A 21,177-nucleotide genomic window follows, 5' to 3' on the forward strand; every position below is an offset into this window, starting at 1 on the left:
GGAAATGAACGACCGGCCCCGCAAACGACTCGAGTTCGCGAAGCCGGCCGAAGTCATCGAACAGGTGCTGTTGCAATGACCGCTTGAAACCGCCCTCTCTAACGGGGCTTTCGCGTCACCGGAATGAGGGCAGGGCGCTCAGGCGCGGTGGGCCCGGTACTGGTCGCGGATGACCGGGCGGAAGTCGACGGCAGGCTCGGCCACGATCGACAGCGGCCAGGCCGGCCGTTCGCCGGTGAGGACCCAGGCGGCCTGCGCCGCCGCTCCCGTCGCGACGTACTCACCCGGCGTCGGAATGACCACGGGAACCTCGAAGACCTGCGCCGCGATCTGCTGCACGGCCGGGTTCAGCGCGGCCCCGCCGATGAGGAGAATGCGGCGGGCCTCGACACCCTGGGCCCGAACTGCCTCGAGGCCGTCGGCGAGCCCGCAGAGCAGGCCCTCGATGGCGGCGCGGGCGAGGTTCGGGCGGGTCGTCGAGCCGAGGGTCATGCCGAACAGTGTGGCGGTCGCGTCGGGGAGGTTCGGGGTGCGTTCGCCTTCGAAGTAGGGCTGGAGCACCAGGCCGCCGGCCCCGGGCTCCGCCTGCAGGGCGAGCGTGCCGAGTTCGTCGTGGCTGACGCCGAGCAGGTCGGCGATCGAGTCGAGGATGCGTGCCGCGTTGAGTGTGGCGATGAGGGGGAGGAAGAGTCCCGACGCGTCGGCGAACCCGGCGACCGTGCCGGTGGCATCCGTCGCCGGGGTGTCGGTGACCGCGAAGACGGTGCCGCTCGTGCCGATCGAGACGACGACGTCGCCGGCCGCAGCGCCGAGGCCGAGGGCGGCGCCCGCGTTGTCGCCCGCGCCGGGGCCCACGAGGGTGCCCGAGATCGTGATGCCGGCCTGCTCGCCCGGGCCAAGCACGCGGGGCAACAGCGCCGTATGCCCGAGTGCGCGTTCGAACAGGTCGAGGTCGTACTCGCCGGTGATCGCCGACCAGTACGCGGTGCCGGAGGCATCGGACCGGTCGGTGGTCAGCTCCTCGAGCACCGGGCCGACCTCGGATTCGTCGACCGGGCCGAACCCGCGCAGACGCCAGGTCAGCCAGTCGTGGGGGAGCGCGACGGCGGCGACCCGGGCCGCGTTCTCCGGTTCGGCATCCCGCAGCCAGCGGAGCTTCGACGCCGTGAACGAGGCCACAGGCACCACCCCGAGACGTTCGGCGTACACGTCGGCGCCGACCTCGGCGATGAGGTCCCGGGCGGCCTGGGCGCTGCGGGTGTCGTTCCACAGAAGGGCGTCGCGGATCACCTTCCCGTCGGCGTCGAGCACCACCATGCCGTGCTGCTGCCCGCCGATCGAGATCGCGACGACGTCGTCGAGCCCGCCGGCCTCGGCGACCGCCGTCTGGAGCGCCTCCCACCAGGCGGACGGCGCCACCTCGGTACCGACCGGATGCGCCGCGCGGCCACGCCGCACGATCTCGCCGGTGTCGGCATCCACGATCACGATCTTGCAACTCTGGGTCGACGAGTCGACGCCGGCGACGAGGGTCATGGGTGGGCCTTTCGAGGAACTGCGGGTTGGGTGTGTGCGCATAACTCCGCCGATTCGCCGGGCGGCTCATGCCGACGGGGCGGATTCTCGGCCGAAGCGGGAGTCGACGCAGGTGTTGTGGCGGAGTTATGGACGGCTGAGGAGAGACGGATGCCGCGGCGGATTGCGGACGCAACCTGCCGCGGCATCCGCTCGGCTCTAGCGAGCGTTGAGCAGGTGCTCGAGTGCCAGCTGCTGCAGGCGGACGAAGCCGAAGCCCTTGCCGTTGAAGTAGGCGTTCGCGTCGAAGTTTTCGTACGCGGACGTGTCGGCCAGGAAGTCGTCGTAGCTCTCGCCCTCGCCCAGGGTCGGGGTGGAGAGTTCGTCGACGCGCGAGGCGGCGAGGGCTTCCTGCACCTCGGGGTCGGCGCGGAACGCCGCTGCCCGCTCCTTGAGCAGCAGGTAGGTGCGCATGTTCGCGGCTGCGGACTCCCAGACGCCGGTCTCGTCCTCGGTGCGGCTCGGCTTGTAGTCGAAGTGGCGCGGGCCGTCGTAGGCGGGTCCGCCGTTCGGGCCACCGTTCTCGAGCAGGTCGACGAGCGAGAACGCGTTCTGCAGGTCGCCGTGGCCGAACACGAGGTCCTGGTCGTACTTGATGCCGCGCTGGCCGTTGAGGTCGATGTGGAACAGCTTGCCCGCGTCGAGTGCCTGGGCGATGCCGGCGGTGAAGTTCAGCCCGGCCATCTGCTCGTGGCCGACCTCCGGGTTGACGCCGACGAGTTCCGGGCGCTCGAGGGTGTGGATGAAGGCGATGGCGTGGCCGAGGGTCGGCAGCAGGATGTCGCCGCGCGGCTCGTTCGGCTTCGGCTCGATGGCGAAGCGGATGTCGTAGCCCTTGTCGGTGACGTAGTCGCCGAGCAGGTTGACGGCTTCACGGTAACGCTCGAGTGCGCCGCGGATGTCCTTGGCAGCGTCGTACTCGGCGCCCTCACGGCCGCCCCACATGACGAAGGTCTTGGCGCCGAGCTCTGCGGCGAGGTCGACGTTGCGCATCACCTTGCGGAGAGCGAACCGGCGCACGTCGCGGTCGTTCGAGGTGAAGCCGCCGTCCTTGAAGACGGGGGCGCTGAAGAGGTTGGTGGTGACCATGGGCACGATGATGCCGGTGTCGGCGAGGGCCTGCTTGAGCCGGTCGATCTGCGTCTGGCGCTCGGCGTCGGTCGATCCGAAGGCGAAGAGGTCGTCGTCGTGGAAGGTCAGGCCGTACGCGCCGAGCTCGGAGAGCTTCTCGACGCCGTGGACGACGTCGAGGGGAGCGCGCGTCGGGCCGCCGAAGGGGTCTGCTCCGTTGTAGCCGATGGTCCAGAGCCCGAACGAGAACTTGTCTTCGCGGGTGGGGGTCAGTGACATGGGTCGTGCTCCGATTCAGCGTCGTTGGTGATTTGTTGGTTGTTAAAACATATTACACAAAGGACGCCGCGATGCCAGCCCTTTCTCAGCGGCGCGCGTCGACCGATCTGAAGAAGGCGAGGGCGTTATGTTCGTCGAGGATCCCGCCGCCCTCATGGCCGTTGTACTGCCACAGCGACATCGACTTCTCGCCCGCATAGACGTTGAACGCGCCGTAGATCGTCGAGGGCGGGCAGGTGGCATCCATCTGGCTGGCGGAGAACAGTGCGGGGGACTGCGCCCGGCGGGCGAAGTTCACCCCGTCGAAATACGGCAGCACGGATGCCACGACGTCGACCTGGTCCCGGTGAACGGCGAGGAAATCACGGATCTCCTTGTACGGGTATGCGTCGGTCATGACGGTCGCCCGCGGAAAATCGCAGAGGAACGGCACGCATGGCGCCACAGCCGCGAGGCCCGGCACCAGGCCCGCGACGGCAAGCGCGATGCCGCCGCCCTGGCTCTGACCGAAGACCGATACCCGGGCCGGGTCGACCATCGGCAGGTCGCGCACGGTGTCGATCGCCCGTACGGCGTCGGTGAAGAGTCGCCGGTAGTAGTAGTTCTCGCGGCTGTCGATCCCCTTGGTCATCACCCCCGACGTCTGCGGTCCTGAGCCGACCGGGTCGGCGGTGTCGCCCCGCGACCAGCCCGCGCCCTGCCCGCGCGTGTCCATCTGAAAACTCACGAACCCGGACGACGCCCAGAGCAGGTTCTCCAGGTAGTGGCCGCGGCCACCGCCGTACCCGATGTACTGCACGACGGCGGGCAGCGGCCCTGTCGCGTTCTTCGGAATGCGCAGCCACGCCTTCACCGGGTGCCCGTCCCAGCCCGAGAAGGTGACATCGAAGACGTCGAGGGTCGTCAGCCCGGAGTCGACCGGTTCGATGCGAACGTCGGATGCCACGGCGCGCGCGGCAGCGATGCTCTCGTTCCAGAACGCATCGAAGTCGTCGGGGTCGACCTGACTGCTGCGATAGTCGGGAAGCTGGGATTCGGGCATGTCGACATACATGGTGTGTGCTTTCGCTCGGGGAAATCTCAGACCACCCTAGCGACGCGATGCGCCATCACGGCCACTCTCCCGCCGATATGTGGAAAAGGTCAACAAATTCGGTTGTGCTGTGAAAGACGGGTGACCTAGGCTCGCAGACGAACGAGTCGAAACGTTTAGCTCGGAATCCCATCCACCCGCAGAGGAGCGAAGCCGTCGTGACAACAGCCGCGCTGCGGGCTCCCGGGGAGGGCCGGTCGCTTGGGTACTCCCGCCCGAGCGAGGGCTGGCTCGACGGCCTCCCGCTCGGCAACGGGCGACTCGGCGCCATGGTGATGGCGGGTCCGGAGGCGGTCCACCTCTCCCTCAACGACGGCACGGCCTGGTCGGGCTCGCCCGACAGCGAGCACCGGCGTGGTGCGGTTACGCCCGAGGTTGCGGCAGCGGCGCTCGCCGCGGCCCGCGCCCTTCTCTCAGACGGGCGACCTCTCGACGCCGAGCGCGAACTCCGGGCGTTGCAATCGCGGTACTCGCAGGCATACCTGCCGTTCGCTGACCTCACGCTCACAGTGGCGGGTGCCCCGGTGGGCGAGTTCTCACGGACGCTGCACTTAGGCGACGCGATCCACACCGTCGCCTCGACGGCGGACGGCCAGGAACTTCGACACGACACCTTCGTCAGCGCACCCGACGGCGTGCTCGTGCACCGGATCCGCTCGACGACGCCGGTCCGGCTGTCGCTCGGCCTGCGCACACGGTTGCGGGAAACCTCCCGGAGCGTGCGGCCGGCAGGCGTGGCGATCGAACTCGACCTGCCCGCCGACGTCGCACCCGGGCACGAACCCGACGAGCCTGCCCTCACCTGGGAGATCCCCGGCATCCGTCCCCTGAGCGGGGTCGTCGTCGCCGGCTGGCGCTCGGACGGACGGCCGGCCCCAGGCGACGACGCCACCGGCGACGGGCCGTTCGGCCTCGAGGGCGTCACCGAACTCGTGCTCGTCCTCGCGACCGAGACGACATTCGCCGGGCTCGGGATGCCCGGGCAGTCGACCCGCGCGGATGCCCGGCGTCGCGCCGGCGAGCGGGCCACGGCGGCGCTCGCCCGACCATTCGACGAGCTCCTCGAGCGCCACGTCGACGCCCACCGGCCACTGTTCGACCGGGTTCGCCTCAGCCTGGGCACGTCGACGGCGATCACGGATCCCGACCGGCGGCTCGACGAGGCCGACGGCCGCATCGACCCGGGCCTCGTCGCGCTGCTCTTCGACTACGGCCGCTACCTTCTGATCTCCTCGTCCCGGCCTGGCGGCCTGCCGGCCACCCTGCAGGGGCTGTGGAACGCCGACCTGCGGCCGCCGTGGTCATCGAACTACACGCTCAACATCAACACGGGCATGAACTACTGGGCAGCGGAGACTCTCGGCCTCCCCGAGTGCCACGAACCGCTCCTCGACCTCGTCGAAGCGCTCGCGAGAGCCGGGGCCGACACGGCGCGGCGGCTGTACGACTGCGACGGCTGGGTGGCGCACCACAACACGGATGCCTGGGCGTTCAGCTCCCCGACGGCCGGCGACGCATCGTGGTCGCAGTGGCCGATGGGCGGGATCTGGCTCGTGCTGCAGCTCGACGAGCATCGCCGGTTCGGCGCGGACGAGGAGTGGCTGACCCGGTTCTGGGAGGTCACCGTCGGTGCAGCGGCCTTCGCGCTCGACTGGCTTGTCGACGACGGTTCGGGCGCCCTCGTCACGCGGCCGTCGACCTCACCCGAGAACCGGTTCGCCACCCTGGACGGTCCCGCGTCGCTCGCAACGGCATCCGCCCTCGACCGGGCGCTCGTCGCCGATCTCTTCTCGACCGTCGAGGAGCTGGCCCAGCGGCTCGACCGGCTCGATTCGCCGATCGTCGCCCGGGTGCGCGCCGCACGGGACCGGATCGCCGGGCCACGGATCACACCCACCGGCGAGATCGAGGAATGGGGAGCTCAGCTTGACGAGACCGAGCCGTCGCACCGGCATGTCTCGCACCTCTACCCGCTGTACCCGGGACGCGGCATGCAGGCACCGGAGCTCGAGGCTGCGGCGTCCCGCTCCCTCGACCGCCGCGGCGACGACTCGACCGGGTGGTCGCTGGTCTGGAAGCTGTGCCTGCGCGCGAGGCTCTGGCAGCACGAGAAAGTCTCCGACCTGCTGCGGCTCGTCTTCCGCACCTCGGCCGAGGGCGGAACCGGGCACGCTGGCGGCCTGTACCGCAACTTTCTCGCCGCCCACCCGCCGTTCCAGATCGACGGCAACCTCGGCTTTCCGGCCGCCGTGGTCGAGATGCTACTGCAGAGCCACTCCGGTGCGATCGCGCTGCTTCCGGCGCTTCCGGCCGAGCTGCCGGACGGCGCGGTCACGGGACTCCGCGCGCGACCCGGCCTGCTCGTCGACCTCGACTGGTCGGCCGGCGTGCTGACCACGGCGACCCTCACCGCAGGATCGACGGATGCGTGCGGGGAGCGCATCGTGACCTACCGCGGCTGTGACCTCGTCGTCGCTGTCGTACCGGGGAAGCGCACGACAATCGCCTGGGACGGGGTCGATCTGCGCTCGGCGAGCGCAATGTGATCGACGCCGTTCGATTTGTCGGTGAAAACCACAAATGGCTTGCGTCCCCGCGATTGCATCACCTAGGCTCGCATCAACCGATTCGAAACGTTTAGACACCGGAGTCCCAGCATGGCCAACATCCACGACGTCGCTCGCGTCGCCGGCGTGTCCATCTCCACCGTGTCCTACGCCCTCAGCGGCAAGCGTTCGATCGCCGAATCGACCCGCCGGCGGATCGACGAAGCGGTGCAGCAACTGGACTACCGCCCGAACGCGGGCGCGCGGATGCTCAAGGGAACGAAGACGAACATCCTCGCCCTGAGCGCTCCGCTCCACGCCGGCACCTACGCGCCCGCCCACATGGCCTTCGTGCTGTCGGTCGCGACGGCCGCCCGGAAGTTCGACTACGACGTCCTCCTCCTCACCCAGGACGAGGCGACGAGCGGTCTGCGCCGGGTCGCGCGGAGTTCACTCGTCGACGGCATCATCCTGCTCGACGTGTCGACCGTTGATGTGAGGACCGATCTCGTTCGGGAGCTGGGACTCCCGGCCGCCGTCATCGGTATCCCCAGCGACACCGCCGGGCTGACCTGCGTCGACCTGGACTTCGAGGCGGCGGGAGTGCTCAGCCTCCGCCGGCTCACCGAGCAGGGCCACACCCGGATCGGGCTGATCGGTCAGGTTCCGCTCGTGTACGAACGAGGCTCCAACTTTCCGGCTCGCTTCCGCGACAGCTTCCTTGCTGAAGCGGAACGCCAGGGTGTGACCGTGGCTTTCGTGCCGTCAGACGAGGGCGCCGCCGGCGTGCGCACCGCGTTCGACACCCTCAGCGCAGCCGTCCCCGGAATGACCGCCGTGGTCCTCAACTCGAACGAGTCGGTCCAGGTCGCGCTTCTGGAGCTGCTGCGGCAGCGCGGCATCCGGGTGCCCGACGACCTGTCGCTGATCTCGGCGTGCTCGAGCTTTGACACGGCGCATCTCGATCCACCCCTCGACATCATTCCGCTCCCCGCCGATCTCTCCTGCACCCGGGCCGTCGAGCTCACCATGTCCCAGCTCGCCGGTGCCGTGGATCCCCACGTCGAACTCATCGAGCCGACCTACGTCGATCTCGGATCGACGGCGCCCGTCACCTGACCTTTTGCCCGGTCCTCTCGTGTCCTTGCGGGACGATGATCGAAACGTTTCGACCATCCCGCTGGCCCCCCACCGAAAGCGAACTCCACCGTCATGACCACCTTCCTGTCCCGCGCGAACGACCTCGCGCAGCCCACGGAGTTCCGCCGGATCTCCGACGGATTCGCCTTCGGCGGTGACTACAGCCCGGAGCAGTGGCCCGAAGAGGTCTGGCTCGAGGACATCGAGCTCATGCGACGAGCCGGCGTCAATTCGGTCAACCTCGGGGTCTTCTCCTGGGGCCTGATCGAGGTCGCCGACGGCGAGTTCGAGTTCGGCTGGCTCGACCGCATCATGAACCTGCTGCACGAGGGCGGCGTCGGGGTCAACCTGGCCACACCGACCGCCGCTCCACCGATCTGGCTGCTGCAGGCCCACCCGGAGATCCTGCCGGTCGACGACAACGGCACCCGCGTCGCGCAGGGCGGCAGGCTCGGCTGGTCACCGAGCTCGGCGACGTTCCGCAGGTATGCCCTCCGGATGGTCGAGAAGCTGGCCGCGCGTTACGGCGACCACCCGGCACTGCGCCTGTGGCACGTGAGCAACGAACTCGGCAACGAGAACGCGAAGTGCTTCAGTGACGAGACCGGGTTGGCGTGGCAGCGCTGGCTCGAGGCGAAGTTTCGCACCATCGACGCCCTCAACGCGGCGTGGGGCACGGCGTTCTGGGGCCACCGCTACACCTCGTTCGACCAGCTCCAGCCGCCGCGGTACAGCCGCACCGGCCACAACCCGGGGCTCCTGCTCGACTACGAACGGTTCAGCTCGGATGCCCTGCTCGGCCACTACCGTGCCGAGCGGGACGTGCTCCGCCGCGTCACTCCGCGCGTGCCGGTCACCACGAACTTCATGGTGCAGAACCACCCCGGCGTGGCCGACTACCGGGCCTGGGCCGGTGAGGTCGATCTCGTGTCGAACGACCACTACACGATCGCAACCGACCCTGAGCGGCACGGCGAACTCGCCTTCAGCGCCGACCGCGTGAGGGGCATGGCCGGCGGTGACCCGTGGCTCCTGATCGAGCACTCCACCTCGGCGGTCAACTGGCAGGCACGCAACCGGGCGAAGTCGGCCGGGGAGCTCGCCCGCAACAGCCTCGCCCACATCGCCCGCGGCGCCGAGGGCGCCCTGTTCTTCCAGTGGCGGCAGTCGACGGCCGGGAGCGAACAGTTCCACTCCGCTGTCGTTCCCCACGCCGGTGCCAACACGAAGGTCTACCGCGAAGCCGCTGAACTCGGCGCCACCCTCAAGGCCATCGCCGAGGTCGCCGGGAGCCGCGTCGAAACGGCATCCGTCGCCCTGCTCTTCGACTACGACGCCGCCGTCGCGCTCCGTTCAGGCCGCAAGCCGACGGTCGACATCAACTCCCTCGCCGTGGCGCTGGAAATGCACCGCGCCCTCACCGCGCGGGGCATCGCCGTCGACATTCTCCACCCGTCGGACAACCTCGACGGCTATGCCGCCGTCGTCGTCCCGACCCTGTTCCTTCTGACCGGGACGGATGCCACGCGGCTGGCCAGGTGGGTCGCGGGCGGCGGGCATGCCATCGTCACCTATTTCTCCGGAATCGTGAACGAGCACAACCGGGTGCACGGCACCTACCCGGGCGTCCTCCGCGACCTGCTCGGCATCCGCGTGGAGGAGATCTTCCCGCTGCTCGAGGACGACAGCGTTGCCCTCGACAACGGCTGGACCGGTTCGATCTGGACCGAGCTCGCGCACCTCGATGGCGCTACGGCGGTCGCGAGCTACGCCACCGGGGAGCTCGCGGGGGTTCCCGCGGTCAGCCGGAACACGGTCGGGGCGGGCAGCGCCACCTACGTGGCGACCCACCTCGACGCCGAATCCACCGGCGCCCTTCTCGACGATCTCGTCACCCGGGCCGGGCTGTCGCCGGTCGCCGTCGCCGAACGTGGTCTCGAACTCACTCGCCGGGTCGGCAACGACAGGTCCTGGCTCTTCGCACTCAACCATTCACCCGATCCGCTGCACCTCGAAGCCACCGGCCTGGATCTCGTGACGGGCAACCGTTTCGAGCCAGGCCCGGTTGCTCCGGGTTCCGTTGTCGTTCTCAGAGAGGACACCCGTTCATGAAATTCACCGATGGATTCTGGAGCGCCCGCCCCGGCGTCTCCGCCCTCTACGCCCAGGAGGCGTATGACATCGACGCCGACGGCGACGTGCTGCGCGTCACTGCGCCGACCAAGGTGATCGAACGCCGCGGTGATGTGCTCAACCGGGCGGCCCTGACGGTCAGTCTGTCGTCGCCGCTCGAAGGCGTCATCCGGGTGCGGATCGAGAAGAACACCGGTGCGAACCCGGGCCCCGGCTTCGAGCTGGTCGGCGCCGAGGCGACCGAGACGACGATCGCGGTGACGGATGCCGGTGGCACGGTGACCTCGGGCGCCCTGACCGCACGCATTGCGACGGGTGCGCCCTGGGCGCTGAGCTTCGAGGCCGACGGGAAAACCCTGACCTCGAGTGGCCATAAGTCGATCGGCTACATGTCCCTCGACGACAACGCCCCCGTCACGACAGAACCGGCCGGAGTCTCCGGGGTGACGACGACCGGGCTCGCGCCGGCATCCGCCTACCTCCACGGCCGCCTCTCGCTCGGCGTCGGCGAGCTCGTCTACGGGCTGGGGGAACGATTCGGCCCGCTCGTCAAGAACGGGCAGACCATCGACATCTGGAACGCCGACGGCGGAACGTCGAGCGAGCAGTCGTACAAGAACGTGCCGTTCTACCTCACCAACCGCGGCTACGGGGTGCTCGTGAACCACCCGGAGCACGTGTCGTTCGAGGTCGGCAGCGAGAGCGTCGAAGAGGTGCAGTTCTCCGTCGCCGGGGAGGCCCTCGAGTACCTCGTGATCCACGGTCCGACCCAGAAGGAGGTGCTCGAGCGGTACACCCGGCTGACCGGCCGGCCCGCCCGGGTGCCGGCCTGGTCGTACGGCCTGTGGCTGTCGACCTCGTTCACGACGCAGTACGACGAGGCCACCGTGTCGAGCTTCATCGACGGCATGGCCGAACGCGACCTGCCGCTCAGCGTCTTCCACTTCGACTGCTTCTGGATGCGCGAGTTCAACTGGACCGACTTCGAGTGGGACCCGCGGGTGTTCCCCGACCCGGAGGGCATGCTCGGGCGGCTGCACGACAAGAACCTGCACGTCTCCGCCTGGATCAACCCGTACATCGGCCAGCGCGCCGCGATCTTCGCCGAGGCCCGCGACGCCGGGTACCTCGTCAAGAAGGCCAACGGCGACGTCTGGCAGTGGGACATGTGGCAGGCGGGCATGGGCCTCGTCGACTTCACCAACCCGGATGCTGTCGCTTGGTTCCAGGGCAAGCTCCGTCGCCTGTTCGACCAGGGCGTCGACGCGATCAAGACCGACTTCGGCGAGCGCATCCCCACTGACGTCGTCTGGCACGACGGCTCGTCGCCCGAAGTCATGCACAACTGGTACACCCAGCTCTACAACAAGGCCGTCTTCGAGGTGCTCGAAGAGCACCGGGGCGAGGGCGACGCCGTGCTGTTCGCCCGGTCGGCCACGGTCGGCGGGCAGCAGCAGCCGGTGCACTGGGGCGGGGACAACTCCTCGAGCTTCGAGTCGATGGCCGAGACCCTGCGGGGCGGGCTCTCGCTCGCGTTCAGCGGCTTCGGCTACTGGAGTCACGACATCGGCGGCTTCGAAGGGATGCCGGACGGCGCCGTGTTCAAACGCTGGGTCGCCTTCGGCCTGATGTCGAGCCACTCCCGCCTGCACGGTTCGACGAGCTACCGGGTGCCGTGGCTGTTCGACGACGGCACCGAAGCGCCCGGCCAGAGCGCCGTCGACGTGACCCGCCGGTTCACGAAGCTCAAACTCGAGCTCATGCCGTACCTGTACGAGGTCGGGCTCGAAGCGGCCCGGACCGGCACGCCGTTCATGCGGCCGATGCAGCTCGAATTCGACGGCGACCCCGCCGTCGACTACCTCGACCGGCAATACCTGCTCGGGCCCGACCTTCTCGTCGCGCCCGTCTTCAGCGAGTCGGGCGATGTGCAGTACTACCTGCCCGCAGGCTCCTGGACCAACTACCTGACCGGCGAGACGGTGAGCGGCCCGGCGTGGCGCCGCGAAACGCATGCGTTCGACAGCATCCCGCTGTGGGTGCGCGAAGGCGCGGTCCTGGTCACCGGCTCCCGCTCGGACCGGCCCGACTACGACTACACCGAGGACGCCCTCGTCACCGTGTACCCCGGCTTCACCGGGACCCGCACGGTGAGCATCGCGAACCCGACCGGCGGAACATCCGTCACCCTGACGATCACGGCAGAGGGCGACGCTGTGACCGTCACGAGCGGTGCGGATGCTCCGTTCCGCGCCCGCCGCGCCGGCGGCGACACCGTGACAGCAACCGAACGAAAGGCTGTTCTCTGATGCGAGACACGACAACCGACCCTACGGACTACCGCGGCGCCGGCCTCGAGTTCCCCTCCGATTTTCTCTTCGGATCGGCGACCGCCTCGTACCAGGTCGAGGGCGCCGCGAACGAGGACGGTCGCGGTCCGTCGATCTGGGACACCTACAGCCACACCCCCGGAAAGGTCTGGAACGGCGACACCGGCGACGTTGCCGTCGACCACTACCACCGGCTCGACGAGGACCTCGACCTGATGAAGACGCTGGGCCTCGAGGCGTACCGGTTCTCGATCGCGTGGCCGCGGATCCAGCCGACAGGCCGCGGCCCGGCGAACCCCGCCGGCCTCGCGTTCTACGAGCGCCTCGTCGACGGGCTGATCGCCCGTGGCATCCGACCGATCGCGACCCTGTACCACTGGGACCTTCCGCAGGCGCTCGAGGACGAGGGAGGGTGGACGAACCGCGCCACCTCCTACGCCTTCGCCGACTACGCGCGAATCATGGGGGAGGCGCTCGGCGACCGGATCGAGACGTGGACGACGCTCAACGAGCCGTGGTGCTCGGCGTACCTCGGCTACGGTTCCGGAGCGCACGCGCCCGGGGTCACCGACGGCGCAGCGGCGCTCGCCGCCGTGCACCACCTCAACCTCGCGCACGGCCTTGCAGTCTCCGCCCTGCGCGACGTGGTGCCCAACGACCCGACGTTCTCGATCACCCTCAACCTGCACGTCTTCCGCGGTGAGGGGGAGGCCGGCGCCGAAGCGATCCGCCAGGTCGACGGCCTTGCGAACCGCGTCTTCCTCGGGCCGTTGCTCGACGGAACGTACCCGGCAGACGTGCTCGCCGACACGGCATCCGTCACCGACTGGGCGTTCGTGCAGGACGGTGACCTCGACTTGATTCGCCAGCCGCTCGGGCTCCTCGGCGTCAACTACTACTCCACCACGCGGGTGCGGCTGTGGGACGGCGTGTCCGAGAAGCAGAACGCCGACGGGCACAAGCCGTCGCTGGGCACGGCGTGGCCCGGAGCCGCCCGGGTCGAGTTCCTGCCGCAACCGGGCCCGCACACCGAGATGGGCTGGAACATCGAACCGGCCGGGCTCGAGGAACTGCTGCTCAGCCTGCACGAGAGTTACCCGGACCTGCCGCTGATGATCACCGAAAACGGTGCCGCGTTCGACGACAAGGTCGTCGACGGTGCCGTGCATGACGCCGACCGTGTCGACTACCTGCGCCGGCACATCACTGCGGCCCACCGGGCCCTCACCCGGGGCGTCGACCTCCGCGGCTACCAGGTCTGGTCGTTCCTCGACAACTTCGAGTGGGGATACGGTTACTCCAAGAGGTTCGGTATCGTTCGTGTGGACTATGACACCCTCGAACGCCTGCCCAAAGACAGTGCACTCTGGTACGCCGAGCTTGCCAGGAGCCACAGAATGCCGAGCTGACAGTGAAGAGGATCTGGCGCGGAGACTTCGCGCCAGATGCGACTCCGGCATGTCGGTTGTTAGCCGACGGTCACGGTGAGCGGCACTCCGTGGGGTCCAGTGAGATGTCCGCGGCCGCGCCCCAAGTCGTGCAACTGGTTTCGTGCCGCGCGCAGGAGGTACCCGACGTCGCTGTTGACGCTCACGATGTCGGCCCCCCGTTCGACTGCGATGGTGATGAGATCCAGGTCACCCGTGATGATGCCGGACCGTTTACCGGAGGAACGCGCCGCATCGGCGACCCGCTCGACAGCGGAGCGTAGCGACGGGTGGTCGAGTTGCCCGGCAAAACCCAGGTCGCCGAGCAGGTCGTTGGGGCCCACGATCAGTCCGTCCAGTCCGTCGACCGCCGCGATCGCCTCGACCCCGTCCACCGCCCGTGCGGTCTCGATCTGGGCGTAGACCTGTACGCGCTCGTTCGCGGACGAGAGGTACGCGGGCAGATCGTCGACGACGTAGCCCGAATGGGCTCGGGTCACCGAGATCCCCCGGGAACCCAGGGGAGGATACTTGGTCATCCGAACGAGGGCTTCGGCCTGCTCAACGGTGTCCACCATGGGTGCGACGATTCCAACGATTCCTGCGTCGAGGTAACGCCCGATGTACTCTCGGGAAATCGCAGGCGTCCGCACCCAGAGATCCAGGGCGGTGCCCGAGGCCACGTTCGCCATTGCGCCGACCGTCTCCATGTCGAATGCGCCGTGCTCACAGTCGAGGATGGCGAATTCGAATCCCGCTGCATCGAGTATGCGCGGCATCGATGGATTCACGAATTCGGAGATCATCGTTCCGACACGGATGTCAGCGGGCAGGTAAGCGGGCATGATGGTCCCTCGTTTCGAGTTCGCGTGTGGTGGTGCGCAGAAGGTCTGCGACGCCGCGGATGGCCAGGTCGCCGTCTGGAACAACAACCTGATTGAGTCCGAGGCTGCGGGCGAAAGCGTCGCGGAACCACGGAATATGCTGCGCCGCGCCACCATTGAGCAGCAGGCGGCGCGGTCGGTTGTCGCCACGGAATAGCTCCGCGATTGCGAGGCTGTACGCGTCGGTATAGCGAGCGAAGAATGCCCTCGTGCCGGCCGAGTCCCCCTCAGCCAGAGTCGCCGCATCCGACGCCAGCCGCCAGAATTCCGCTTCGTCGGCTGGGGTCGGCGTTCCCGTCACCTGATCGGCGAATTCGCGCGCTGCTTTCCCGCCGGGCAGTCGTGAGCGCACATGCAATTGCGTTCCAGCGAGGAACGGGCGCACTTCGACCGGCTCGCCGCATGGAGCGGAGCCGATGCGCGCTGCGATGCCCGCGGTTCCGAGCGAGATCGCAAGGTCACCCTCTGTCAGGCCGCTTCCGAGCAGTGAGGCTTGATGGTCGCCAAGATCCGGGTAGAACTCGAGGTCGACACCTCCGAAGCGGGAGAAGGCGACTGGACGGAAGTCTCCCACGATGGTCGGCAGGGAGAATCCCGACAGATCGAGCGCCGCCACAACGTCCTGACACCAGGCTGACCTGCCCAGGTCGACGAGCCCGAGCGGCGCCGCATTGGTGATGTGGGTCGCATGAACGCCGGTGAGCCGGCTCAGTATGAAGCTCCCGAGCGTGTGGATGCGCTGTGCCTCCGGTTTCGGATGCTCCGCGAACCACGCCGCGAGAGTGAATCCGCCGAGTCCGACCCGGAGTGGGACGCCGAGCGACCGCAGCACGTGTGGCGGCAGGCTCCGCCCGACCCGTTCGAGCGCCGACACACCCGACGAATCCGGCTGCGCGGCCCGTTCGTCCTGCCACGACAGGAACGGCGACACCGGCACATCCTGCTCGTCAGTGAGGAGCGCCCCATGCATCTGAGTGCTGAACGCGACTGCGCGAAGATCAGGGGCAACCCTCAGCGCAGCCTCCATCAACTCTTCCACAGCTGTCAGGAAGACGAGTGGATCAGACTCGTGACGTCCAGCGGGCGCATACGACGGTGGCGCCTGGCGTTGCCCGATAGGAATGAGCTGGCCGACGGGATCGACGACCGCGGCCTTGATCGACGTGCTGCCGAGATCGACGACAAGTGTGGTGTCCATGGCGACGCGTCACAGCACTTTGTTGAGGAAGTCCTGGGTGCGTGCCTGCTTCGGTGCGCTGAAGAGATCGGCGGGGGTACTGACTTCGACGATCTGTCCCTTGTCCATGAAGACGACGCGGTCCGAGACTTCGCGGGCGAACCCCATCTCGTGAGTCACGACCATCATCGTCATGCCATCGTTGGCCAGCCCTCGCATGGTGTCGAGTACTTCGCCTACAATCTCGGGGTCGAGGGCAGACGTCGGCTCATCGAAGAGCATCACCCGGGGCTCCATGGCGAGGGCGCGAGCAATAGCCACGCGCTGTTGCTGGCCCCCGGACAGTTGCGCTGGGTAGGCGTTCCGCTTGTCGGCGAGGCCCACTCGCGCGAGAAGTCTTTCGGCGCGCGCTACGGCATCGGCCTTGCTCAGTTTGCGGACCCGGGTTGGCGCAAGCGTGACGTTTTCGAGAGCGGTCATGTGCGGGAACAAGTTGAACTGCTGGAACACCATGCCCACTTCCCTCCGCACCTGGGCGAGGTTGTTTCGTGAGGCACCGATGTCGATGCCGTCGACGCTGATGGTGCCTGAGGTGATGCTCTCCAGCCCGTTCACACATCGCAGCAAGGTGCTCTTGCCAGAGCCGCTTGGGCCGATGACACACACGGCCTCGTGGGGGGCCACATGCAGGTCGATGCCGGTCAGGACATCCAGGTCGCCGAAGCTCTTGTGCAGTTTCTCGATCGTTATCACGATTGTTCCTAATGTCCGGTGGGGGTGAGGGAAGATTCCTGGATGCGTGCGCGCTTGCCCAGTTTCGGCGTGAGTCGGCGCTCGATCGCATTCCCGGTTCGCGAGATGACGAAACTGATGACGAAGTAGATCGCCGCCGCCATGAGGAAGGCTCCGAGGGGATCGAGAGTGAGGTTGCTGAGGATCTTCGCTGCGCGGGTGAGTTCGACGAAGCCGATGATCCCGATCAGGGACGAGTCCTTGACGAGGTTGATGAGGAAGCCAGTTCCGGCCGGTACGGCGATCCGCAGGGCCTGCGGCATGATCACCCGGAACAGGCGGTCGGCGTATCCGAGTCCGAGTGCGTGTGCGGCTTCGGTCTGGCCTCGCGGAACCGCCTCGATCGCGCCGCGAAAGATTTCGCCCGTGTACGCGGCCCCGACCAGGGCAAGTGACAGGAATCCGGTGAGGAAGGGGTCGAGGTTGACCCCGAAGAGGAGCGGCACACCGAAGTACACGAAAAAGATGAGCAGCAACACTGGCACGCCTCGGACGACGGTGACGTACACGACGGCCGGCCAGCGGAGTATGGCTCGGGAAGACGTTTGTCCGAGACCGAGCACGAAACCGAAGGCGGTGCCTGCGATGCCCGCGCTGCTGCAGAGGGCGAGCGTCCAGACGGCGCCGTTCAACAGACCTGCCAGCTGCCCCAGAAATTCTTCACTCATCAGACACTCACCGCCCAACGGAAGAGGAACCGCTCGGCGACCCGGGCGACAAAGCTGATGAGAAATCCTGAGGCGAAATAGAGCAGAGCGCCGATTGCCAACACCTCGATACTTCTGTAGGTCTGCGAATTGATTTCGAGAATGGCGTGCATGAGTTCGGGAAGTCCGATGATCGACGCGATTGAGGATGTCAGGAACAGGTGCACGAACTGGTTCACGAGGGAGGGGTAGACGGCGCGAAGTGCCGGGATCAGCGAGACCCTGGTGAAGATCGTCCAGGCGTCGAGGCCAAGGGCCTCACCGGCCTCGACGAGCCCCTTCGAAACTGACGAGAACCCGCCGCGGATGATCTCGGCGCAGTACGCGGCATTGTTGAGTGAGAGGGCGATGAGGCTCGCCTGCAACACGTCCAGGTTGATTCCGAATACCGGCAAGCCGAAGTAGATGAGATAGATCTGGACGAGGAGCGGGGTGTTGCGAAACAGGCCGATGTAGCCGGACGCCACAGCGCTCAGCGCACGGACCGGTGAGGCCTTCGCCGCATAGACAGCGACGGAGAAGACCCCTCCGATGAGGAAGGAGGCGACGGTGATACCGAAGCTCATTCCCAAGGCCGTGAGCATCTCGCCCATGAAGGGCAGGATGTCTCCAAAATATAGGTTCACGAATGCCTTCCGTGCGCCGAGTCGGCGCGGTGTTCGGAGCTACTTGAGGAACTCGGGCATGTCGGTGGCGAGCCATTCCTGGGTCGCTGCCTGGTTCTGTCCTGAGTTGTTCCAGAGCCGCACGAACGTGTCGACGTAGTCCAGCCAGACGGAATCGCCCTGTGCAACACCGACCGACATGAGCGAAGGACGAAGCACGTCGGCGTCGACCAGACGGAATCCGTCTTCGTCCGCCACGAGTTGGTTGGCCACGACGGTGCTCTCGATGAGCGCCTCCACCTTGCCCGACCGGAGCGCCTGCAGCGAATCTGCATACGACTCGAACTTCGTCGCCTCGGCGTCGGGGAACTCTTCCTCGAGGATGACCTCTCCCGAGCTGCCGCGGCTGGTGGCGACGCTGTGGCCGGCCAGATCTTCGTAACTCTCGATGTCGCTTCCTTCGGGGACCACGACCACCGTGCCGGTGGCGGCGTACGGAATCGAGAAGGCGACCGACTGGGCGCGTTCCGTTGTCGCAGTGAACGACGCGATGACGACGTCGACCTTGTCAGTCTGCAGCAGCGGAATTCGCGTCTCGTTCGAGGCATTGACGTATTCAACCTTGGCCCCGAGCGATTCAGCGAGGACCTCGGCGAGCGCGATGTCATAGCCCTCACGCGAACCATCGGAGTTGAGAAGGCCCCACGGAGCAACCTCCGTCTGAACACCGACACGCAGCACATCTTTCTCCAACACCTGCTGAAGAATGCCACTTCCCCCGGTGCCGGTCGGGCCGGCGGCGCTCGGACTGGCGCTCGTCGACGTGCACGCCGTGACACTGAGTGCAAGCGCGGCAATCATGGGAAGGATCAGCAACTTCGGTGATCGTTTCATGTCTTTTCTTTCTTTCGGGTCGGCGTCAGCGCCGACATCGGGTGGTGGTGCCTTACTGGTAGGGACTGAATCGTTCTGCAAGCTGGCGGGTATCGGCGGTTCGTGCGGCCGGGTCGAGGCCGCGCCAGCCTGCCCCGTCGGGATAGCTCCATTCGGCGCGCGAACTCGCGACCATCTCTGAGCTGAATCCCGGCTTGCTGGGGGCGAGGTAGCGCCCACTCTCGATTACGACGGGGTCGACGAAGTGCTCGTGCAGGTGGTCGACATACTCGATGAAACGGCCTTCTTGGGTCCGGCTCACCACTGCGTAGTCGAAGAATGACAGATGCTGCACAATCTCACACAATCCGACACCCCCGGCGTGCGGGCAGACCGGGACGCCGAACTTGGCCGCCAGGAGCAGGTTGGCCAGATTCTCGTTGACCCCGGCGACGCGCGTCGAGTCGATCTGCATGACATCGATCGCGCCGAGCTTGAGCAGTTGTTTGAACGCGATGCGGCTGTGCACGAGTTCGCCGGTGGCGACCCGGATTGGTTCGATTCCGCGTTTCACGTCGAGGTGCCCGAGCACGTCGTCGGCACTGATGGGTTCTTCGATCCAGAACGGTTTGTATTCTGCAAGCTCGTTCATCCACTCGATCGCCTCGTCTATCTCCCATTTCTGGTTCGCGTCCACCGAGACAGGGTGGTCGCCGATGGCTTCGCGGACCAGGGCCAGGCGGCGTTTGTCGTCGTCGAGATCGCCGGCGACCTTGAGCTTGATCATGCCGAAGCCTTCGGCGACCGCTTCTCGTGACAGGCGGACAAGCTTCTCGTCGCTGTAGCCGAGCCAACCGGGCGAGGTCGTGTATGCCGGGTAGCCGTCGCGAAGGAGCTCTGCGATGCGCGACTCGCGGCCTTCCTGGCCTGCTTGCAGGATCGCCCGGGCTTCGTCCGGTGTGAGCGCGTCGGTGATGTGAGAGAAGTCGATGAGGTCGACGAGATCATCGACCGGCATCCGTGCAAGAAGCAGCCAGAGGGGTACGTTCTCCCGCTTGGCCCGGAGGTCCCACATGGCGTTGAGCAGAGCTCCGGCAGCCATGTGAATGATGCCCTTCTCCGGACCGAGCCAGCGGAACTGGGAATCGCGGGTGAGGCGACGCGACAGGCCTCCCATGTCGTCGAGAACCGATTCCACGTCATCACCGAGGAGCTGCTGGCCGAGCGACTGGATCGCGTGCGCCATGATGTCGTTCCCGCGGCCGGAGGTGAACACCAGACCATGTCCGCAATCACCGGCGGACGTCTCGATGACGACATAGGCGGCGGAGTAATCCGGGGCCACGTTCACGGCGTCCGAGCCGTCCAGGCTGAGAGAGGTGGGAAAACGAATGTCTTCGCTTCGTACCGATATAAGTGTCGACACCAGTGTCGCCTCGCCTTCGTTGATCTATAGGAACGTGCATAATCCTATAGATGCGCCGAGAAAAAGCAAATTACGCAGAGAACACGCGAATTAACGAACGCCAGCGCACTGCGCGGGGCTCAGGCGAGGCGCCGGAGTTAATCGACCATGCGGAGCGACGAGACACCGGGAAATTGCTCCGCCCGTTCAATCCGTGAGTCATCCTGCACGTCGAATGCGCTCGCTGAACGCACGTAGGAACGTCGGAGGTGCGCGCGCATGGCGCGTTCCGCGGCATCCGGGTCACTCCGACCAATGGCGTCAGCGATGGTCGCGTGTTCGTGCCGTGCTATCGACCCGTCGTGATCGATCGGGGACAGCCGGAACAGGTGGAGGTGCGCCTGACTTTGTTCGAACGACTGGCGAACCAGGGGATTACCAGTCGCAGTGAGGATGAGCATGTGGAAGGCATTGTCGTGTGCAAGGACCACCTGCCGGAGATCGCCTCCCCGCTGGATGTTCGATTCAAATCGCGTCAGTTCGTCATGCAGCTTTGCGGCTGGGTTAGCAATCCGGTCGGTCGCCACGGCGCGTGCAGCCCATGGCTCGAGTAGGAAACGGAGTTCGAACAGCGCATCGAGCCCAGCGAGGTCGAGCTTGGGAGTCGTCGTGTAGCCGCGACCGGCAACGTAATCGAGGAGCCCATCCGCCTCGAGCTTCTGAAGCGCTTCACGCACCGGCGTCTGCGAGAGCGTGAGTTCGCGAGCGACGTTCTCGATATTGATCTTCGTGCGAGGCGGGATCTCACCATCGACGATCTGGCCGCGAAGATGCGCATAGACGCGGGAGACGGCTCCTCCGGGTTCGTCTGCTCCGACCGCCGACCTGCCTGCCACGTTGCATTCCCTTCCTGGGCCCGCGCCAGTGTGCGGGCTTTGCGAGGCCGAGTCTAACTGTGGCGGCAGGTACTCGCCTTGACAGCGTCCAGTCGGCCTGCGCGTCATACCGTTGAGTGGGGATACGGTTACTCCAAGAGGTTCGGTATCGTTCGTGTGGACTATGACACCCTCGAACGCCTGCCCAAAGACAGTGCACTCTGGTACGCCGAGCTTGCCAGGAGCCACAGAATGCCGAGCTGAC

The 21,177-nt window shown here is 66.9% G+C and carries 16 protein-coding genes and 1 pseudogene; 6 read left to right on the forward strand and 11 right to left on the reverse strand.

All coding sequences use genetic code 11. The annotated features are described in order from the left end of the window. Positions 1–138: 138 nt before the first annotated feature. The 3 genes from xylB to ABIE24_RS17055 all read right to left on the reverse strand — a co-directional run bounded on the left by xylB (position 139) and on the right by ABIE24_RS17055 (position 3,967). Positions 139–1,536 (reverse strand): xylulokinase, encoded by a 1,398-nt coding sequence (xylB, locus tag ABIE24_RS17045; protein WP_354501978.1) that lies wholly within the window; start codon positions 1,534–1,536, stop codon positions 139–141. A gap of 198 nt (positions 1,537–1,734) precedes the next feature. Continuing rightward, positions 1,735–2,925, reverse strand: a complete 1,191-nt coding sequence (gene xylA / locus ABIE24_RS17050) for a xylose isomerase (RefSeq protein ID WP_354501981.1) — start codon at positions 2,923–2,925, stop codon at positions 1,735–1,737. Between the two features lie 85 nt (positions 2,926–3,010). After that, positions 3,011–3,967, reverse strand: a complete 957-nt coding sequence (locus ABIE24_RS17055; RefSeq protein WP_354501983.1) for an acetylxylan esterase — start codon at positions 3,965–3,967, stop codon at positions 3,011–3,013. A gap of 209 nt (positions 3,968–4,176) precedes the next feature. Here ABIE24_RS17055 and ABIE24_RS17060 point away from each other — a divergent pair, with 209 nt between their 5' ends. From ABIE24_RS17060 to ABIE24_RS17080, 5 genes are all read left to right on the forward strand, one after another. Next, positions 4,177–6,564, forward strand: a complete 2,388-nt coding sequence (locus ABIE24_RS17060; RefSeq protein ID WP_354501985.1) for a glycosyl hydrolase family 95 catalytic domain-containing protein — start codon at positions 4,177–4,179, stop codon at positions 6,562–6,564. A 111-nt stretch (positions 6,565–6,675) separates the two neighbouring features. Further along, on the forward strand, positions 6,676–7,683 hold the full coding sequence (locus tag ABIE24_RS17065; protein WP_354501987.1) for a LacI family DNA-binding transcriptional regulator: 1,008 nt from the start codon (positions 6,676–6,678) through the stop codon (positions 7,681–7,683). Positions 7,684–7,776: 93 nt separating this feature from the next. After that, entirely contained in the window at positions 7,777–9,816 is a 2,040-nt protein-coding gene (locus tag ABIE24_RS17070; RefSeq protein ID WP_354501990.1) for a beta-galactosidase, read from the forward strand. Next, positions 9,813–12,146, forward strand: coding sequence for an alpha-xylosidase (yicI, locus tag ABIE24_RS17075; RefSeq protein ID WP_354501993.1), 2,334 nt, complete (start codon positions 9,813–9,815; stop codon positions 12,144–12,146). The genes ABIE24_RS17070 and yicI overlap by 4 nt, the downstream gene beginning before the upstream one ends. After that, complete coding sequence (locus tag ABIE24_RS17080) at positions 12,146–13,576, forward strand: GH1 family beta-glucosidase (RefSeq protein WP_354501996.1); 1,431 nt, start codon at positions 12,146–12,148, stop codon at positions 13,574–13,576. Before yicI ends, ABIE24_RS17080 begins: the two co-directional genes overlap by 1 nt. Positions 13,577–13,635: 59 nt before the next feature. Here ABIE24_RS17080 and ABIE24_RS17085 read toward each other — a convergent pair whose 3' ends face one another. From ABIE24_RS17085 to ABIE24_RS17120, 8 genes are all read right to left on the reverse strand, one after another. Then, a complete protein-coding gene (locus ABIE24_RS17085; RefSeq protein ID WP_354501999.1) occupies positions 13,636–14,439 on the reverse strand; it encodes an HpcH/HpaI aldolase family protein in 804 nt (267 codons plus the stop codon). Next, positions 14,417–15,676 carry an FGGY family carbohydrate kinase gene (locus ABIE24_RS17090; RefSeq protein WP_354502002.1) on the reverse strand — a complete coding sequence of 420 codons (1,260 nt, stop codon included), beginning with the start codon at positions 15,674–15,676 and terminating at the stop codon, positions 14,417–14,419. Before ABIE24_RS17090 ends, ABIE24_RS17085 begins: the two co-directional genes overlap by 23 nt. A gap of 9 nt (positions 15,677–15,685) precedes the next feature. Further along, a complete protein-coding gene (locus tag ABIE24_RS17095; RefSeq protein WP_354502005.1) occupies positions 15,686–16,408 on the reverse strand; it encodes an amino acid ABC transporter ATP-binding protein in 723 nt (240 codons plus the stop codon). 8 nt (positions 16,409–16,416) lie between these two features. Further along, positions 16,417–17,115 (reverse strand): amino acid ABC transporter permease, encoded by a 699-nt coding sequence (locus ABIE24_RS17100; protein WP_354502007.1) that lies wholly within the window; start codon positions 17,113–17,115, stop codon positions 16,417–16,419. Further along, the gene (locus ABIE24_RS17105; protein ID WP_354502010.1) at positions 17,115–17,780 is read right to left on the reverse strand and encodes an amino acid ABC transporter permease; all 666 of its coding nucleotides are present in this window, start codon (positions 17,778–17,780) and stop codon (positions 17,115–17,117) included. The genes ABIE24_RS17100 and ABIE24_RS17105 overlap by 1 nt, the downstream gene beginning before the upstream one ends. Before the next feature lie 39 nt (positions 17,781–17,819). Next, complete coding sequence (locus tag ABIE24_RS17110) at positions 17,820–18,653, reverse strand: transporter substrate-binding domain-containing protein (RefSeq protein ID WP_354502012.1); 834 nt, start codon at positions 18,651–18,653, stop codon at positions 17,820–17,822. Positions 18,654–18,705: 52 nt separating this feature from the next. Next, the gene (locus ABIE24_RS17115; protein ID WP_354502014.1) at positions 18,706–20,058 is read right to left on the reverse strand and encodes an enolase C-terminal domain-like protein; all 1,353 of its coding nucleotides are present in this window, start codon (positions 20,056–20,058) and stop codon (positions 18,706–18,708) included. 137 nt (positions 20,059–20,195) lie between these two features. Next, positions 20,196–20,933, reverse strand: coding sequence for a GntR family transcriptional regulator (locus ABIE24_RS17120; protein ID WP_354502017.1), 738 nt, complete (start codon positions 20,931–20,933; stop codon positions 20,196–20,198). A 114-nt stretch (positions 20,934–21,047) separates the two neighbouring features. On the opposite strand from ABIE24_RS17120, the pseudogene ABIE24_RS17125 reads away from it, so the two are divergent. Beyond that, positions 21,048–21,176, forward strand: a pseudogene (locus ABIE24_RS17125) (family 1 glycosylhydrolase); the annotation flags it as partial. Position 21,177 lies beyond the last annotated feature (1 nt).

The sequence above is a fragment of the Mycetocola sp. 2940 genome (genome assembly GCF_040548835.1).
Taxonomy (GTDB): Bacteria; Actinomycetota; Actinomycetes; order Actinomycetales; family Microbacteriaceae; genus Mycetocola_A.

What these genes read in the sequence shown, in the direction of transcription:
- ABIE24_RS17080 (WP_354501996.1), top strand. Translation starts at nt 12,146, where the DNA reads ATGCGAGACACGACAACCGACCCTACGGACTACCGCGGCGCCGGCCTC.
- ABIE24_RS17090 (WP_354502002.1), bottom strand. Translation starts at nt 15,676, where the DNA reads ATGGACACCACACTTGTCGTCGATCTCGGCAGCACGTCGATCAAGGCC.
- ABIE24_RS17085 (WP_354501999.1), bottom strand. Translation starts at nt 14,439, where the DNA reads ATGCCCGCTTACCTGCCCGCTGACATCCGTGTCGGAACGATGATCTCC.
- ABIE24_RS17110 (WP_354502012.1), bottom strand. Translation starts at nt 18,653, where the DNA reads ATGAAACGATCACCGAAGTTGCTGATCCTTCCCATGATTGCCGCGCTT.
- ABIE24_RS17070 (WP_354501990.1), top strand. Translation starts at nt 7,777, where the DNA reads ATGACCACCTTCCTGTCCCGCGCGAACGACCTCGCGCAGCCCACGGAG.
- xylB (WP_354501978.1), bottom strand. Translation starts at nt 1,536, where the DNA reads ATGACCCTCGTCGCCGGCGTCGACTCGTCGACCCAGAGTTGCAAGATC.
- ABIE24_RS17065 (WP_354501987.1), top strand. Translation starts at nt 6,676, where the DNA reads ATGGCCAACATCCACGACGTCGCTCGCGTCGCCGGCGTGTCCATCTCC.
- yicI (WP_354501993.1), top strand. Translation starts at nt 9,813, where the DNA reads ATGAAATTCACCGATGGATTCTGGAGCGCCCGCCCCGGCGTCTCCGCC.
- xylA (WP_354501981.1), bottom strand. Translation starts at nt 2,925, where the DNA reads ATGTCACTGACCCCCACCCGCGAAGACAAGTTCTCGTTCGGGCTCTGG.
- ABIE24_RS17100 (WP_354502007.1), bottom strand. Translation starts at nt 17,115, where the DNA reads ATGAGTGAAGAATTTCTGGGGCAGCTGGCAGGTCTGTTGAACGGCGCC.
- ABIE24_RS17055 (WP_354501983.1), bottom strand. Translation starts at nt 3,967, where the DNA reads ATGCCCGAATCCCAGCTTCCCGACTATCGCAGCAGTCAGGTCGACCCC.